Annotated in this window: 13 protein-coding genes and 4 pseudogenes; 6 read left to right on the top strand and 11 right to left on the bottom strand. The window is 58.6% G+C overall.

Annotation, left to right across the window (positions count from 1 at the left end; genetic code table 11):
• The first annotated feature begins 209 nt into the window (after positions 1-209).
• Positions 210-500 (top strand): hypothetical protein, encoded by a 291-nt coding sequence (locus F8N96_RS33250; protein ID WP_150801377.1) that lies wholly within the window; start codon positions 210-212, stop codon positions 498-500.
• A 446-nt stretch (positions 501-946) separates the two neighbouring features.
• On the opposite strand, the pseudogene F8N96_RS35830 reads toward F8N96_RS33250, so the two are convergent.
• From F8N96_RS35830 to F8N96_RS33230, 4 genes and pseudogenes are all read right to left on the bottom strand, one after another.
• A pseudogene (locus tag F8N96_RS35830) lies at positions 947-1,018 on the bottom strand (GNAT family N-acetyltransferase); the annotation flags it as partial.
• A gap of 49 nt (positions 1,019-1,067) precedes the next feature.
• Positions 1,068-1,610, bottom strand: coding sequence for a histidine phosphatase family protein (locus tag F8N96_RS33240; protein ID WP_150801376.1), 543 nt, complete (start codon positions 1,608-1,610; stop codon positions 1,068-1,070).
• 95 nt (positions 1,611-1,705) lie between these two features.
• Positions 1,706-2,716, bottom strand: coding sequence for an SDR family oxidoreductase (locus tag F8N96_RS33235; protein WP_150801375.1), 1,011 nt, complete (start codon positions 2,714-2,716; stop codon positions 1,706-1,708).
• Between the two features lie 3 nt (positions 2,717-2,719).
• Positions 2,720-3,139 (bottom strand): ester cyclase, encoded by a 420-nt coding sequence (locus F8N96_RS33230; RefSeq protein ID WP_150801374.1) that lies wholly within the window; start codon positions 3,137-3,139, stop codon positions 2,720-2,722.
• A gap of 116 nt (positions 3,140-3,255) precedes the next feature.
• Between F8N96_RS33230 and F8N96_RS33225 the strand changes: the two genes are divergently transcribed.
• Entirely contained in the window at positions 3,256-4,191 is a 936-nt protein-coding gene (locus tag F8N96_RS33225) for a LysR family transcriptional regulator (RefSeq protein ID WP_150801373.1), read from the top strand.
• A 294-nt stretch (positions 4,192-4,485) separates the two neighbouring features.
• On the opposite strand, the gene F8N96_RS33220 is transcribed toward F8N96_RS33225, so the two are convergent.
• Complete coding sequence (locus F8N96_RS33220) at positions 4,486-4,785, bottom strand: DUF6124 family protein (protein WP_150801372.1); 300 nt, start codon at positions 4,783-4,785, stop codon at positions 4,486-4,488.
• Between the two features lie 176 nt (positions 4,786-4,961).
• Here F8N96_RS33220 and F8N96_RS33215 point away from each other — a divergent pair, with 176 nt between their 5' ends.
• The 3 genes and pseudogenes from F8N96_RS33215 to F8N96_RS33205 form a co-directional block, all read left to right on the top strand.
• The gene (locus F8N96_RS33215; RefSeq protein WP_150801371.1) at positions 4,962-6,332 is read left to right on the top strand and encodes a flavin-containing monooxygenase; all 1,371 of its coding nucleotides are present in this window, start codon (positions 4,962-4,964) and stop codon (positions 6,330-6,332) included.
• An 83-nt stretch (positions 6,333-6,415) separates the two neighbouring features.
• On the top strand, positions 6,416-6,667 hold the full coding sequence (locus tag F8N96_RS33210) for a hypothetical protein (protein ID WP_224794165.1): 252 nt from the start codon (positions 6,416-6,418) through the stop codon (positions 6,665-6,667).
• A pseudogene (locus F8N96_RS33205) lies at positions 6,648-6,982 on the top strand (FAD-dependent monooxygenase); the annotation flags it as partial. The gene F8N96_RS33210 and the pseudogene F8N96_RS33205, both read left to right, overlap by 20 nt.
• Positions 6,983-7,246: 264 nt before the next feature.
• Here F8N96_RS33205 and F8N96_RS33200 read toward each other — a convergent pair.
• Positions 7,247-9,679: an SAM-dependent methyltransferase gene (locus tag F8N96_RS33200; protein WP_150801370.1), complete on the bottom strand. Its 2,433-nt coding sequence runs from the start codon at positions 9,677-9,679 to the stop codon at positions 7,247-7,249.
• A 2-nt stretch (positions 9,680-9,681) separates the two neighbouring features.
• A complete protein-coding gene (locus F8N96_RS33195; RefSeq protein ID WP_224789449.1) occupies positions 9,682-10,425 on the bottom strand; it encodes a protein-L-isoaspartate(D-aspartate) O-methyltransferase in 744 nt (247 codons plus the stop codon).
• A gap of 74 nt (positions 10,426-10,499) precedes the next feature.
• Between F8N96_RS33195 and F8N96_RS33190 the strand changes: the two are divergent.
• Positions 10,500-10,920 (top strand): annotated as a pseudogene (locus tag F8N96_RS33190) (FAD-dependent monooxygenase); the annotation flags it as partial.
• 136 nt (positions 10,921-11,056) lie between these two features.
• Here F8N96_RS33190 and F8N96_RS33185 read toward each other — a convergent pair.
• The 4 genes and pseudogenes from F8N96_RS33185 to F8N96_RS33175 all read right to left on the bottom strand — a co-directional run.
• Positions 11,057-11,419: a DUF6124 family protein gene (locus F8N96_RS33185; RefSeq protein ID WP_150801369.1), complete on the bottom strand. Its 363-nt coding sequence runs from the start codon at positions 11,417-11,419 to the stop codon at positions 11,057-11,059.
• Between the two features lie 392 nt (positions 11,420-11,811).
• A pseudogene (locus F8N96_RS35970) lies at positions 11,812-12,003 on the bottom strand (hypothetical protein); the annotation flags it as partial.
• Between the two features lie 72 nt (positions 12,004-12,075).
• A complete protein-coding gene (locus F8N96_RS33180; protein ID WP_150801368.1) occupies positions 12,076-15,630 on the bottom strand; it encodes a P-loop NTPase fold protein in 3,555 nt (1,184 codons plus the stop codon).
• A 270-nt stretch (positions 15,631-15,900) separates the two neighbouring features.
• On the bottom strand, positions 15,901-15,997 hold a 97-nt coding region (locus F8N96_RS33175; RefSeq protein ID WP_150799222.1), incomplete at its 5' end, for a transposase domain-containing protein.

Here is a 15,997-nt window from a genome sequence, read left to right as displayed (position 1 = left end):
CGGGGCCAGGATTAAGCTGGACGATGATCACGCGCACTGGATTTTCTTCGGCGGCAGAAAACGGCCAACGGCGGCCGGTGGTCGTGGCATTTCGCTCGTCTCCGGCGTGAGGCTAAGCTTAATAAATCGGGGTGAATTGAAACTTGGGTGAGAGCGGCCATAAGCGATTCTGGATAGGCATCGAGACGCTGCTCTCAAAGGAGACGGCTATGTATGCGGTGATAAGAACCTACTTGGGTACTGGAGCAAGGCGGCTTTTCGAGCGTTTGGAAGAGCGCAAAACCGACGTCGAAGCTGCCCTGCGGACCGTGCCCGGCCTCGTCAGCTACACACTGCTGAATACCGGTGATGGTGGTACGGCGGTGACTGTTTGCACGGACAAGGCCGGCAGCGATGCGAGCTTGAAAGTCGCACGTGAGTGGATTCAGAAAAATGCATCAGATATCCGCGCGGAGCCGCCGATCGTTACGGAAGGTCCGGTTGTTGTGCAGATTAATTGAGGATAATTAAGGGGACGGATCTATTTGTTTTAAGTCGCTGCTAAACGAATGGTGGCAGCTGTGTGCAGGTTAGCAGACCGGCGGAGACGATTCCGGCGCGCCCGGGGGCGCCCTGCGCACAGTTACCATAAAGTGCAGGCATGTAATGACCTGACTGTCTGGATACAAATGCGCTTCGTCACGACGGGCTGCTAAACCCGATCACTGATGGGCGGTGACGGGAATCAAATTACCGAGCGGGGCAGGGGCGCACAAGCCGGCGGATTCTGGCGTACCCGTAGGCAACGGCGCAAGGTCTTGTAGCTTTCAGGACGTAAGCCGTAGGGCGTTTAAACGTGCGCCTTTTGCGGATGTTTAATTTGCTTGATCTACATTGCTGCACGGCTGATTTCTGTACTCGGCCAGCACCATGTGATGCGTATCCGGCGTGCCACCGGATCGGCCGAAGGGAACGCAGCCGCATCCGCCTCTTTGAAAATCTGTGTGAGAACAGCAGAGCCTATCCCTGATCCTTGCGCGCCCGCTCCCGTTCTTTCTTCGTTTAATCCCCGCGCCAGATGGCATCTTTTAAACACCGCCATATTGATACACCGTTGCACTCCAATACCGGCTGCCGTTACGTTTTTGGCGAATCCATCCATCTGCCACCAGTTGTTTGGCGATCATTCGATTCATAAAGCCATGTCCGAGCAGCAGAACCGGTCCTTCGCTGGCAAGGGACTGAAGTCGTCGAGCTGCCGTGCTGGCGCGTATCCTCGCAGTGCCGGCGGATTCGACTCTGCGTGAGTAGCCGCACAACCATAAGACTCGAAGTATAAATGCCCAGGTAAACGGCGATAGCCGGGGCAGTTTCCAGTGACCATAAGGCAGTTGCGCTTCACAGAAAAGCGCGTCGACGAGGGCGGGCTTCAGGCCAAGAGCCTGGACGGAGGTTAGCGCACGAGGCGCGCTACTTGAGACAATCACCGTGGCGGTTGCGGCGAGCTGCATGCTGGCATCCGGCACGGGTTGGTTGGTTATTTCGGACTGGTTGTATTGCTCGATCCAGTCTTTCATTTCCAGCACTGACATTTTGTCGGTTGCGACCAGCTTTGGCTGGCCGTGACGCATCAAGATTATTTCCCTACTCACAGTATGTTTACGTCCTTGTTCTGGTGTGCGGTCAATGTGGAAGAAGTGCGGTTCCGAGAACTTAAGGTTTGTGTCTAAAACCAAGCGTGATCGCGGTACCACGCCACCGTGTCGGTGATTGTCAGCTCTATTGCTCGGAAACTTAGGCCAAGTTCTTGTTCACTCTTGCTGTGGTTGAAACAGGTGCGATCCTTCTCTCGTACCAACAGGCGCAACGTGGCCATGCTCAGCAGAATGGGCTTGCTGGTAAGACGCGCATAAATCTCCTGCACAGCCGCCAAGGTGAATAGAAAGGGGAGCGGTAGTTGTCGAACGGGTGTCTTGACGCCCGCTATGCGTCCAAGAATAGGCACCAGCTCACGCATTGTCATATGCCGGCCCGCCGCGAGATAGCGCTCACCTCGCCGCCCATGTTTGGCCGCGGCAATCTGCGCTAATGCCACATCGCGGGCATCAACAACGGAGAAGCTACCGGGGATCAGGCCGGGTAATTTACCCTGCACGACATCGTTAACCAACTGTCCCGAGGAGGTCGGGCCAATGTCGGCAGGGCCCCACATCCAGCCAGGCAGGACCATGCAGGCATGCATCTCGGGATGGAGCTTCAGGAACGACAAGACGACACGGTCGGCGAGGATCTTGCTTCGGTAGTAGTCATCGGCATCGGCGTCGGCCCGCAGACATGTCTCATCAATGGACATTCCAGGTGCGCCGTCTAGCACGGCAATGGAAGACGTATGGATGAACCGTCGTATACCGGCGCGGTAGGCCTGGTGAATCAGGTCCCGCGTACCGTCGACATTGATCTTTTCGAGTTCCTTCCAGTGGCTGCCGCCCTTGTAGTTGTCGCGAAAGAACGCCGCGGTGTGAAACACCGTATCGCAACCTTGCAGCGATGCTGCGAATGCGTCGACATCGGCCATGTCCCCAACGACCAGCTCCACTCCCGGCAGATTGTTGAACTGCTGTTCACCTTTGGCTCTTGAGCGGACCAGGCCTTTGACCGTATAGCCACGAGCGACCAATTCACGCACTAGATTGTTGCCCAGCAAGCCGGTTGCTCCAGTAACAAATGCGCTGCGCATGGCTCAACCCTCACCCTGTTCGGCTGACGGCATCAACACCGCACTGTCGAAGAAGGCCTCTTCACGGATGGCCAGTCCGTTTCTGAAGGTGAAGTGTGCGGCGTAGTGCACGGTAATATGGCGTCCATGGGGTGGAATCACCCTGCCTGGCAGCACCAAGGGTGCGGCGAAGGTTCCGGTCAGTATGGCAGTCAGCGCCAAACGATCGTCAGCGACCATGAATGTGGTGAAGCTCACTTGGGCATCAGGGAACGCTTCGAACAGCGCAGTCTCTCGTTTGCGCATGGATTCGCGACCGGTTTGAATCCCCATACCATCGAGGTAGATGAAGTCTTCGCAAACCAACGCAAGCATCGCCTCCACATCACGGCGATTGAAGGCTCTTGAGGCGCGTTCCGCATAGTCGTTGGGGCCAGTAGTCATACAATCCATTCCATTCGTTTCGAGGGCCTGTAGATATACCTTTGAGGCCTCTCCCGAAAAACAGCGACTACTGCATAATGGATTTGCACATATGCAGACCAGGGAGGACAGGACGCATGGCGTTGCAAGCAAATTGGGACGATCTTCGTCTGCTGTTGGCAGTCTCGCGGCGTGGCAGCTTCCTTCAAGCTGGCCAGTTGCTGGGTATCGCGGCGTCTACCGTGTCCCGCCGCCTGACCCAACTTGAGGTCGCACTGGGCGAGCCACTCGTCGAGCGGGGCGTTGAGGGATGCTGGTTGACCTCGCGGGGCCAATCCCTCGTGGAAGTTGCCCTGGCTGCGGAAGCTGGCTTGAGGCGTCAAACCGCTGCTGGCATATCCGAGCTACACACAGGGCTATTTGGCAGTGTCTTGGTCAGTGCAGGAGAGGGGTTCTCGTCTTGTGTGCTGGAGGCCGCGAGTCGCTTCACTTCTCTGCATCCGCGTTGCTCGGTGGAGCTGATGGTAACAGCCGACTTTCACAAGATCGTCCGCGGCGTGGCAGACATTGCTGTACGTACAGCTCATCTGGGTGAGCCGTCGCTGATTTATCGACCAATAGGCCGGCTCGCCTACGGTGTCTTCGCTGATGCAGGTTATCTGAAGCGGTTTCCAGGGGTGACCCCGGCCACTGCGGTCAATGTTGCCTTGCTTCCCCCACTGGATATGTTGCCGCAAATGCGTGCGGCAAAAACCGGTGGCCTGGACCGCGCGCAGATCAGTGTGAACTCGTTCGCGGTTCAGCTCGAATCGGTGAGGCGAGGAATGGGTGTGGCAGTACTGCCCCGTATTCTGGCAAAGGACTTGATCGAGTTGTTCCCGGATCTCCAACTTCCAGATATGGAAGTCTATCTGGTGACCCGGCCTCAGGCATTGAAACAGGCTCACATCAAATGTTTTTTTGCCATCCTGGAGCAGGTGCTGCTCGAAGCCCTTTCCTTAGCAAATGCGGAAGGTTACCTCTTGGGGGGCGACCCGAAATGGATGCATGGGGGCGCTAGCCAAAATAATTGAGATGGGTTCAGTCAAGACATCAGCTAACGAAGTTACCAATGAAACCATGATTGGCAGAGATCGACCCAAAGCTGCCGGTCAGCATCAGCAGCAGCTAGACGGGTATTGGTGTACGGCCTGCCCGGCAGTCCAGTGGCAGGCCATATGCAACGTTCTACTTAACGCAAGGTGCGAAATGCTGTCCGTGAGAATTAAAGAATTAAGGGGACGGATCTATTTGTTTTACTTCGCTGAAATGCGGTCCCCAATAAAAAAGGGACCGCTGCTGCATAGCCCGCATTGCGAACGTTCGCCTCAAGCGGACGGATCGATCTGATCCAGCATCCGGTTCGCCGTGATTTGCGCGAGCATGATGCTGTTGGAAATGCCCAGCAGAGCATTGCGCGACCAGCCGTCCAGATGATCCACCAGGTGATGAACCATTGCATCGTTATTTGCCGGAAAAAGGCTTCTCCCTACGTCAGGTGTGTTAAGGTTCTGACCGGTTTCAAGCATTTCTTCTCCTGTTTGACCGGATCGAACGCTGCCTTCCAGCGTTTTCTCGAGAACCCTCGCTTCATTGGTGGCCTGCCCACCCCCGGCCTTCTGTTTCACCGACAGATGCAGCCTTCATCACATTGCGCCATCGGTTAAGCCGATTTTAGTGCGCATCACCCAGAGCTTGATGGCCCGACCGTTACCGGTACGAGCGTCTCTCTTTTCCGCGCTCAGTCGTCGCCAGGGCCAACAAGATCCCGCGTGCGATGAACCGCCTGAAAAAAGGAGTCTTTATGACTTTTAGAGTTGCCATTCTTGGCGCCGGCCCTAGCGGCTTGGCACAGTTACGTGCATTTGAAGCCGCCCGTTGCGACGACGCTGAATCCCCCGAGATCGTTTGCTACGAAAAGCAGAGTGACTGGGGCGGCATGTGGAATTACACCTGGCGCACCGGATTGGATCTGCATGGCGAGCCCGTCCATGGCAGCATGTACCGGTATCTCTGGTCAAACGGCCCCAAGGAATGCCTGGAGTTCGCCAATTACAGCTTCGAAGAACACTTCGGCCGGCCGATTCCCTCCTACCCGCCACGCGCCGTGTTGCGTGACTACATCATCGGCCGCGTCGCCAAAAGCAATGTGCGCCAGTACATCCGCTTCAATACAGCGGTGCATTGGGTTGCCTATGACGAGAGCACCGGCAAGTTCGCGATCACCGTGCGCGACCTCAAGCAAGACCAACTGATCACCGAAGAGTTCGATCACGTAATCGTCGCCACCGGGCACTTTTCGACCCCCAACGCTCCTTACTTCAAAGGCTTGGAGCAGTTTCCCGGTCGCGTATTGCACGCCCATGATTTCCGCGATGCGTGCGAGTTTCAAGGCAAAAATCTGCTGCTGGTTGGCAGCAGTTACTCGGCAGAAGACATCGGCACGCAGTGCCACAAGTACGGTGCCAAATCGGTTACTTTCAGCTATCGCACCAAGCCTATGGGCTTTGATTGGCCGGAATCCTTTGCCGAAGTACCGTTGCTCACCCATGTGGTCGGCAAGACCGCACATTTCAAGGATGGCACCAGCAAAGAGGTCGACGCGATCATCCTGTGCACAGGGTATCGGCATCACTTCCCGTTCCTGCCCAACGAGCTGACGCTGGACACGCGCAACCGGCTGTACCCGGAAGGCTTGTATAAAGGCATCGTGTCTTTGGCCAATCCGAAGCTGATGTTCCTCGGCATGCAGGATCAGTACTACACCTTCAACATGTTCGATGCCCAGGCCTGGTATGCCCGGGACATTATGCTTGGCCGTATCAAGCTGCCAGCAGAACAAGCCATGGCCAGTGACAGCCGTGAATGGGTGGCCCGCGAAGAGCTAGTGGCCGATCCCTTTGAAGCCATCGACTATCAAGCCGCCTACATACTCGACCTGCTTGAGCCAACCGATTACCCGCCTTTCGATGTGCTCGCCGTGGCTGATATCTTCAAGGAGTGGGAGCATCACAAAGCAGCCGATATCCTCGGCTATCGCAACAAAAGCTACCGCTCCACGCTGACCGGCACCCTGGCGCCCGTGCATCACACGCCGTGGATGGATGCGATGGACGATTCACTGGAAGCCTTCCTGCACGACAAGCAATTGAAGCCAGCAACGGCATCTACATAAATCAGCCAAGCCTGAGCCAGGCACGGTCGCGCTTCACCACCAGCAGCATCCGCTGGGGTTTTACGTGGGCATTGTGGTGCGCCGTGCTCTGGGGGGCCTGGTACGTTCCAGGCTCCGCAGTTTGGTTCGAAGCGCCTTATGCGGACCTGAAGTACGACACCAATGCCGAGTTCATGTTGGCGGCAGCCGTGTTGACCACCTTCAACGCCGTTGCCGTGTTGTTCTTCCTGTTCGTTTGGAACGGGGTGCTGGGCAAGTGGGGCGAGTACGTTCGCACCATCAAACAGATGCGTTACATCTCTAAGTGGTTCTTAAGTCGAACAGTGGTCCGATGAGCGTTTCTGGAATGAACTCAAGGCCCGCCTGCCGCAAGACGTGGCCAACAGACTGGTGACCGGTCCCTCGCTGGAAAAGAGCATCGCGCCGCTGCGCAGCTCCGTGGTCGAGCCTATGCAGTAAGGCAAACTGTTCCTGGTCGGCGACGCCGCGCACATCGTGCCACCGACCGGCGCCAAAGGCCTGAACCTGGCCGCCTCCGACGTGCACTACCTGTATCGGATCCTGGTCAAGGCCGCACCGACCTGCTGGAGAAATACTCCGAACTGGCCCTGCGCCGGGTCTGGAAGGGCGAGCGGTTCAGGTGGTGGTTGGTGGAATGAGCCTCCGCTGAAATGCGGTCCCCGATAAAAAAGGGACCGCTGCATAGCCCGCATCGCGGACGCGTTTGCCTCAAGCGGGTGGATCGATCTGATCCAGCATCCGGTTCACCGTGATTTCCGCCTAGCTTTAGCCCTTCATCTGGAAAAAGCCCTCGCTGATCGACACGGCGAGACGTGTGAACTGCGGCAAGCGGCGTTCCAACAGGCCATCCGTCTCACCAGGGTCTGTTGACGTTTAGCTCCGAACCGCCGCGATCAGGGAAACGCGACCGCCGCCGCGAGATACAGCAGCAACGCCAGTAGCAACACCACGGTGAAGCCCAGGTGGATCGCCAGCAGGGTCGCCAGCACGACCGCCACCACCGATACGCTGGCGTTGACGCCCCAGGCGATCGGCACCAGTGCTTCGGCGCGCGCGGAGACGCGCCCGAGTCCGAGCGGAAACGGCATGCCCATGGCGAACGCCAGCGGCGCTACCAGCGCGGCGCAGATGCCGAACCTGGCGAGGGTCCCCACCGGCGCCAGCAGCTGGAACAACGGGGGCAGGGCGATCAGGTAGAGCAGGGCGATCGCGCAGATCGCCAGGACTGGCCGCGCGAGCGGATGACGGAGCCCCACGCCAGTTCCAATGTCCCCCCGCCGCCGGCCGGAGTAACGGCTGCCGAGGCCAGCGAAGATCAGGAACGCGCTGAGCGTTACCGCCACCGAATACAACGGATGGCTGAGGAAAAGGGTGAACTTCTGGATGAAGGCGATTTCCATGAACATGAAGGCGAAGCCGATGGCGGCGAAGTAGGACACGACCCGACGTTCGAACCTGGCCAAAGCCGCATTCCGAGAGCGCCGCTGGCGCCGCCGCGCCACCCATAGCGGCGCCAGGATCAGCAGCACGGCGGCCACGCTGGACTGCAGCAGTGTGGCGATCAGCACCGGATAGCCCCACTCCAGCATTGACAGGCCGCCCTGCGCCTTCAGCGCCAGCAGTTCCGGCAGCGAACGCCACTTGAAGAAGTGGAAGAAATACGGCCGGTCATCCATGGTTGGACGCACGTCGAACTTGTAGCGTGCCAGGAACTTCGCGCGCTCGCCGGACAGCAGGGCCTGCGCCGCTTCGAAGAACCAGGGCCGGTCGAGCAGGTTGTAGCGGTTCGCCTCGGCCACGGTCATCCCGGGGTAGTAGGCCAGGTCGAAGGAGCGCGCCCGGCAGAACTCCCGCAGCACGGCGATGCGGGCGTCGTCGAAATCCCTGTTGCTGACCAGCAGCGTCGCGGTCTTCCAGCCGCGGATCATGACAATGCGGCGCGCCGCGCTGGCCTGCCCGTCGCGCTCGATGGCCGCGGCCGCGGTGGCCAGCAGCCTGGGAACATCGCGCGGCGGCAGGGTGACCCAGCGGGTGATGGCCAACAGGCCGCCGGGCGCGAGATGGCGCAGGTACTCGTCGAAGGCATCCACCGTGTACAGGTAGTTCTCGGACAGCGCATGCAGGCCGCCCGAGGCGGTGCCGAAGGAGTCCAGCAGGGCGATCTGGATCAGGTCGTAAGGCTCGCTGCGCGAAGCCACCAGGCCGCGCGCCTCGCCGATCAGCACACGGACGTTGGGCGCGCTGTACGGCTTGCCGGAGAAGTCGGCGAAGCGGCGCTGGACCAGATCGATCACCTGCGGGTTCAGTTCGATGGCATCCACCGCGCTGGCGCCGTGGTACATCGCCTGCAGCACATCGGCGCCGGCGCCGCTGCCCAGCACCAGCACCCGGGGTTGGCGCAGCAGGTGATAGGGCAAAGCCGAGGTCAGGTAGTCCAGGTAGGCGAGCGGCTCGCGGCGCCCGTCATAGCGGTTCAGCACGGAAAGGCCGTCGCCGTCGGTGAAGATGGCCAGTTGTGCGGGCGGTTCCTGCGTCGCGTTGAGGCTCAGGCCCGGCGCGTGGCGCAGGGGAATGGTCGGGCTGTCGACGACCGTGAGCAGGCCCAGCGGACTCCAGGTCTGGGCGATTGCGCGCGCATCCTTGATACGCAGCGTCTGGCTCAGTTCCTTGTACTCGGAGGGCGACAGGGCGATCCAGCGCCCGGGCACGCCGGCCGGCACCGCGACCGCCGCCGCCAGCAGCAACGGCACGAGCCAGCGCCTATGCCCCGTGCAAGCCATGCCGGCCAGCGCTCCGGCGGCGATGCCGGTGCCCCCCAGCAGCCGCAGTGCATCGACGGGCGTCAGGGCGAACAGCGCGGCGACGATCGCCAGGCTGCCCACGCCGGCGCCGAGAATGTCGAAGGCGTAGATCCGGTGAATCTGTTCCTGAAAGCAGGTGAAGGTCAGGCAGATGCACACCGCCGCGCAGAAGAACGGCACGAACAGCAGCAGGTAGATCAGCAGCAGGCGCGCCGACTGCCGCGCGTCCCAGAGGATCTCGAGGGGATTGAACGGAACCTGCTGGGCCAGGCTGAAGCAGGCGATCGCGCTCAGCCCGAACAGCACCGCGCCGCCGATGAACACGCTGTGGAAGCGCGGCGCCAGCACCGGCCGCGCCAGCGCCACGGCGGTGCCGGCAGCGCCGTAGCCGAGCAGCGCGACGCTGATCATCATGTAGGCGAAATGGTGCCACTGGATGATCGAAAGCAGTCGCAGCAGCAGCACCTCATAGCCGAGCGCGGAGGCAGACAGCAGCGCGAGGGCGAGCAACGGCGGCGAATGCATGCTTAGCCGCCTCCGACCAGCGGCACGAAGCGCACAGGCAGCACCTGCCGGGTGGACACACTGCCATCGCCGGCCTTCTCGATCAGCAGCAGGTACTGGATCATGAACGGCGCGCCGACCGGGATGACCATCCGCCCGCCGGCCTTGAGCTGGGCGATCAGTGGCGGCGGCACATGGCTGGCGGCGGCGGTGACGAGGATGGCGTCGTAAGGTCCGTGCTCGGGCCAGCCGTGGTAGCCATCGCCCAGCCGGGCCTGCACCTTCGCATAGCCCAGCCGGCCCAGGCGCTCCCCGGCCTGCACTGCCAGCGGCTCGATGATCTCCATCGTGTAGACCGCCTGCGCCAGCTCGGCGAGGATCGCCGCCTGGTAGCCCGAGCCAGTGCCGATCTCGAGCACCACGTCGCCGGGCCCGACCTGCGTCAGGTCGGTCATCAGGGCGACGATGTAAGGCTGGGAGATGGTCTGGCCGTAGCCGATCGGCAGCGGGCGGTTCTCGTAGGCGTAGCGCACCTCGTCGGGCGGGACGAACTTATGGCGTGGCACCCTGGCCATCGCGGCCATCACCGGCGCGGCAAACTCGGCCCTGCGGGTTTCGTCGCGGGTGACGGACGACATGGCGGCGATCTCCCGCACCATGGCGTCGCGCAACGGCGCGAACGGGTCGTCGGCATGCAGGCCGGCGGATGCCAGCGCCAGAGCGATGGCAGGCGCCAGGATGCGCGTCAGGAGCATCACCGGCTTCACAATGACTCCTCCGCCTGAGGAATAGTCGAATGGTATGGCCGGCGGGCTGGCTCGGCAAGCCGGGGGTGCCGGCGACCGGTCCTTCGCTGGAAAAGAGCGTCGCGCCGCTGCGCAGCTCGGTGGTCGAGCCGATGCAGTACGGCAAGCTGATCCCGGTTGGCGACGCCGCGCACATCGTGCCGCCGACCTGCGCCTAAGGCTTGAACCTGGCCGCCTCCGACGTGCACTGCCTGTATCGAATTTTGGTCAAGGTCTACAAGGAAGGCCGCACCGACTTGCCGGAGAAATACTCCGAACTGGCACTGCGGCGTGTCTGGAAAGGCGAGCGTTTCAGCTGGTTCATGACCAACCTGCTGCACGATTTTGGCGAGCATAAAGATGCGTGGGACCAGAAGCCTGCAATAGGCTGATCGTGAGTACTTCTTCAACTCCCACGCTGGGTTGGTCAACATTGCGGAGAACTATGTGGGGTTGCCTTACGAGGATGTCGAGTAAGCAGCCGATAGGGTAGGGGGGCTTGATCGTTCGATAGAGCCGCGGCTGGTTTGGTTAGTGGAATGGCCCTCCGGTGAAATGCGGTCCCCGATAAAAAAGGGACCGCTGCATAGCCCGCATCGCGGATGGGTTTGCCTCAAGCGGGTGGATCGATCTGATCCAGCATCCGGTTCGCAGTGATTTCCGCGAGCATGATGCTGTTGGAAATACCCAACAAGGCGTGGCGCGATCCGCCGTCCAGATGATCCACCAGGTGATGAACCATCACGTCGACAGAGGCCAGTGTCTCGACCAGATAAACCGCGAGGGTTTCGGTTGTGGCGTGCGGGTCGACGGTGAACAGGGTGCTGTGTGTGCGTGGGGTGGCTTTGATGTCGGCAGTTGAGGGGACGTGGGAATCGAGGGCGCGTTCGGCGGCTTCGTTGAGTTTGTTTGAATCGGGGCTTTGATAGGGCGATGCCGGATCGGTGTCTGGCGGATTGGGTGAAGGTTTGATCATTATTTTGGTACTCCAAACAGTTGGAGCCGTCACCTATCGCTGCTAAACGTAGGGAGGCAGCTGTGCGCAGGTTAGCAGACCGGGGAGTACCAAACCGGCGCGCCCGAAGGCGCCCTACGCACAGCTACCATGAAGTGCAGGCCTGAAATGACCTGACTGTCTGGATGCAAATGCGCTTCAGTACATGACGGGCTGCTAAACCCGATCACTGATGGGCAGTGACGGGAATCAAGTTACCGAGCGGGCCACAGGCGCACAAGCCGGCGGATTCTGGCGTAACCGTAGGCAACGACGCAAGGTCTTGTAGCTTTCAGGACGTGAGCAGTAGGACGCTTAAACATGCGCCTTTCGCGGATGTTTAATTTGCTTGATTGAACATTGCTGCGCGGCTGATTTCTGCACTCGGTCAGCACCATATGAGGAGTATCCGGCGTGCCACCGGATCGGCCGGCATAACGAATGCAGTTATTCAGGGGGTTCTTGCACGCTATGCTCAAGGTGTCTCCCCAAACGAGGCCGCCCTCGGCGGACGTGGGGAACGCTATGGCATAGCGGTATGAGACTTTGCTCGATGCCCAATAGCGCATTCCAAGACAGGACACTGAAAACGGGCGCCTTCCGCTCCCGATTTCACGACTCTCGGCTGGACACGGTCATCAAGACGGAATTCGTATCCCCGACAGCGATTTTTCGAAGCTCTGCAGCTCTTCCTTCGTAGGTGGCCACGTTATACCCATGCTCTGGACGCAGTAGGCCTTGAGCGATGTTGCGGCGACTTGGGCGAGTTCATTTTCAGGGAAGTTTGTTTGAGCGCAATTCTTCCAATCACTGCCGAATACTTCATAGAGGGCTCCCAGTGCCACGATCCGGTGTTCGTCAATACTGATCTCAGCGTCAGAAGGTTGCTCGGGTGCGGTCGATAGCCCAAGCCATGCTTTGAGCCGTTTGGGTAGTGTATCCCAGCCGTTCTGGTCGAGACGTTGTGCCTGTTGCAGCATGGCCAGGTATCGCAGCCGATTAGCAAAACGTTTGAGGGCTCGAGGCGTTTTGCGGTGCCGTTTGACTAAAGGCAACCAGGCCACCAGGGCTGCTTTGAAGGCGGGCGAGTCTTGTACTTGATACAGGCTGCGCCGCAACCGAAAAAGCGCGTACGCAATACCCGCTGCGACCACGACTAAGGTAATGGCAATGAGAGTGAAGGCGATATTGTTGCGAGTATCAACCGGCTCATGCATTGGGTAGGGATTGATGGTTGCTGCGGTATCCAGGCTGGCTTTGTTTGGAGTGGACACGTCCGATTTCGATTGGCCGACCTCACTGGGTTGTGAGGATTTGGCCTTGTTTTGTACGTCTGTTTGAGCCGCCTGCGTCGGTATGACAGGGAATTGATAGTGCCCCCCCAAGTACCAAGTACCAGCGATTGCGATAACAAAGCCAATCGTTGCCGCGGCTACCTTCAATCGTTTGAAAGGGCCGGCCTTATCTTGCGACGAATCGGGTGACGACTCTTCCAACAATCTGTGGGGTTCATCGGTGGGCGTGTCAGGAACGGCGATCTCGAGATTCACCAGTTTTTCCAAATAGTCCCGAGCGTATTTACGTCGCCGAGTACGTTCAAGTTCGGCTTTGGCTTCAGGGGTGAACGAAGCTTGACTGGCAATATCGAGCTCGGTCATTTCCTGGGCGATCTTTTCGAAGGACAGGGCCAATGCCGCCTGAACGCGATTGGTGGCCATACCGAAAATGACAAAACACTTGCCTGACGAAACCAGGAAGTTGACGGCTTCCATGACCTCTAAAACAGCCTCTGCACGACAACGATCCAAATCGTCGATAACCACTACCAAACGCCCAGGCAAGCACTGAGTGACTTCATCAAACTCCTGGGCGAACCGGGATCGGAAGCTAGTGAGGGCACTGGCCTCCTTGAGTCGAAACTGCTCGACCGAGTTGGAAAGCAAGACGGCGGGGTCCGCACCGTAGGCTGTCAGTGCTTTTCGCAAGGCGACAAATATCGTAACCAGCCCCGCCAGCTTTGCCGCCAGTGGTGCCAAACTCGGTGAGTCTAAGTTCAGCGCCGTAGGGCCTTGCTGCACAGCGGTAGCAACTGCATTGATTAAAGTCGAAAGCGGCTGCCATTGGCTTGCCTCATGGGCCCACAGGTACCCTGTGACCCAGACGCCTACCAACAGCAGGACAGTTGTGACGAACCAGTGTTTTCTAGAACGTAGCAGTAGGAGTCGCCAACGGAATAACCAACCACCCGCGAAAAAGGAGGGGGGCGATTGTTCGCGCACCGCACTGAGCAGCGCAGCCAGCAATTGTTCGTCCTTCTGATGATGCCAGGCGTTGAACCACACAGGACGGCATCCGTTACTTTCCAGGTCTTTGCAAATCAACTTCATTAGACTGCTTTTGCCTGTCCCCCAATCGCCGGAAATAGCGAGCGTCAGTGGCGGCTCAGTTGCCTCGTTACGCAGAAACCGAGAGATACCTTTGGCCAAAGGGCCGAAGCTAAGCCGGTCCTGCGAGAACGATTGGGTTGGCGCATCCGACGCCGCAATCGCAGCAACGCCATCTTCCACGGGAGGACGTTTAGTCTGGAATGTGCGTATCCACAACCCGCCGATTAGAAGCAGTGAAGCCCAGAACCAAGGAGCTGGATAGCGGGCGTATTGAATGGGTGAGGGGACGATTGTCCAGGTTTCACCGCCATCCGAGGTTCTGGTAAGGGCAGGATGTAAACCTACGGCCCAGCCTTCCTTGTCACTGCTGAACCACATGGCTAACCGAGTGGAGTGCGCAGGTGAATAGCTGTAGTGAGTGGTTTTCCAGCCATCGGTCGTCGAAAGCATCTGGCCTTCATCGCGCGCAATCCAGCTAGAGCCTGTACCGCTGCTGTAAGCCGCGGTTCCGGCCACTCGGGTCTTGCCCTCCGGTGTATATTGTACATTCCAGGTTTTACCACCGTCGGTGGTAACCACCATGCCCTCACTGCCGGTGGCGCTCCCGTTGATTCCGTCCGGAGAGAACCTGATGGACTGTAAATTCAATAGCTCGCTTGAAGGCAACGGTACTGATGACCACGTATGGCCGCCGTCGATAGTCGCCAGAAAAGTTCCGTTATCGCCAGTAACCCAACCCTGCAGTCCATCAGGATGAAAATATACAAAGTGCAGCCCTGGCAATTGCGGTCGTATATCAAGTTTGACCCAGGAGCGGCCAAAATCTTTGCTTGTCCTCAATGTGCCGTCTGCTCCGGCTAGCCAGCCAGTGCCATTTTCCAGGAACATTATGGAGGTCAGGATGGTTTGAGTACCTGCGTCTGTGGGTAACCAATGGTCACCGCCATCGGTAGTTCTGAGTAAAGCTCCATTAAATCCTGCCGCCCAACCGTGCTTGCCGTCAGCGAGAAATGTTACGGCGAATAGGCTACCAGGTGCTGCACTGGCTTGAAGCTCCCAACTCGCGCTGCAGTCGAAACTCGTCGATATGCTGCCGAAGTCACCAACGGCCCATGTTTGATTGCAGTTTGGGGGTAAAGGGTAGGCAGCGCCTTTCATCTGACGGACATCAGTAGGGCGGATGTTATTCAGGTTTTCAGATGGGGGTAGATGTCTTGTAATCTGTGTCCCCGCTGGCATCCCATTAGAGTTTTCAGGTGACCGATTATTGAAGTTCAGTGACGGCAATTGGCTCTGTGCAACGTCTTTTGAAAACTCATATCGAGCAATGCTCTCATCCAAAGTCCACGCGTTGCCAAAAACGCTCATCTTGTAGCTCAAACCCGTGGAAGTGATGGCACCCGCTTCCAAGCCGTCGTTTGAGATCCACGCGTATGTCAGCGCATCGTCTACACCAGTGATCAGTTTGGTCCAGTGTTTGCCGCTATCCTCGGAGTAAATTGCTGCACCGCTGCCGCCGACAGCCAACAGGTGTTTTCCGTCAGGGGAGGCAGCAATGGAGTTAAGCGTCGTTGTTGAATGCCATAGTCTCAGGTCGCCATTGGACTCAATGGGGTAAAGCACCTGATCGACCAGGTTTCGCTCGGCCATAGGCTTCATTGGAAATGGGTAGAGTGGTTGCAACCAAGCTGCACAGACAGCTATCACAGTGATCGCTATGGCCATCAGGCCCCAGCCCACATTAATTTTGGGATGCTGCGATTTGGGTCTTGGTTCAAATTCCATCTTGGAGGATTGACTGAACATGTTAGTCGCCTCGATTTCAGGCCATGGGGGTCCCAAGGTGTGGAGAAATCGGACAGCTACGCTTCCCACCTACCGCATCAGGCAGCTTAATAAATATAGGTGGTGAATGGGAATCTGCATCATTTAATCAGTGTTATTGATCAGGTTTTTCACAAAGATGGTCGTTCAGATTCTGACGTTCAAGTAGAGTGGTTCTGTTTCGATACCGACAGAACATCAAATGCAAACCACATAAAAAGCGTAAGCGTCCGCCCAACACACCTTGTGTGATTAAACGGGCGCCCACCTGTGCGGCAACAGCTCGGTTATCTCACTCGCACGCTGCGTCGGCAGGCGTGTAAGAACATCCTTCAAGTAAGCATACGGA

Source organism: Pseudomonas fluorescens (genome assembly GCF_902497855.1).
Taxonomy (GTDB): Bacteria; Pseudomonadota; Gammaproteobacteria; order Pseudomonadales; family Pseudomonadaceae; genus Aquipseudomonas; species Aquipseudomonas fluorescens_BI.
Note: the sequence above shows the minus strand (reverse complement) of the source record. Positions and strands in the feature narration are given on the sequence as shown.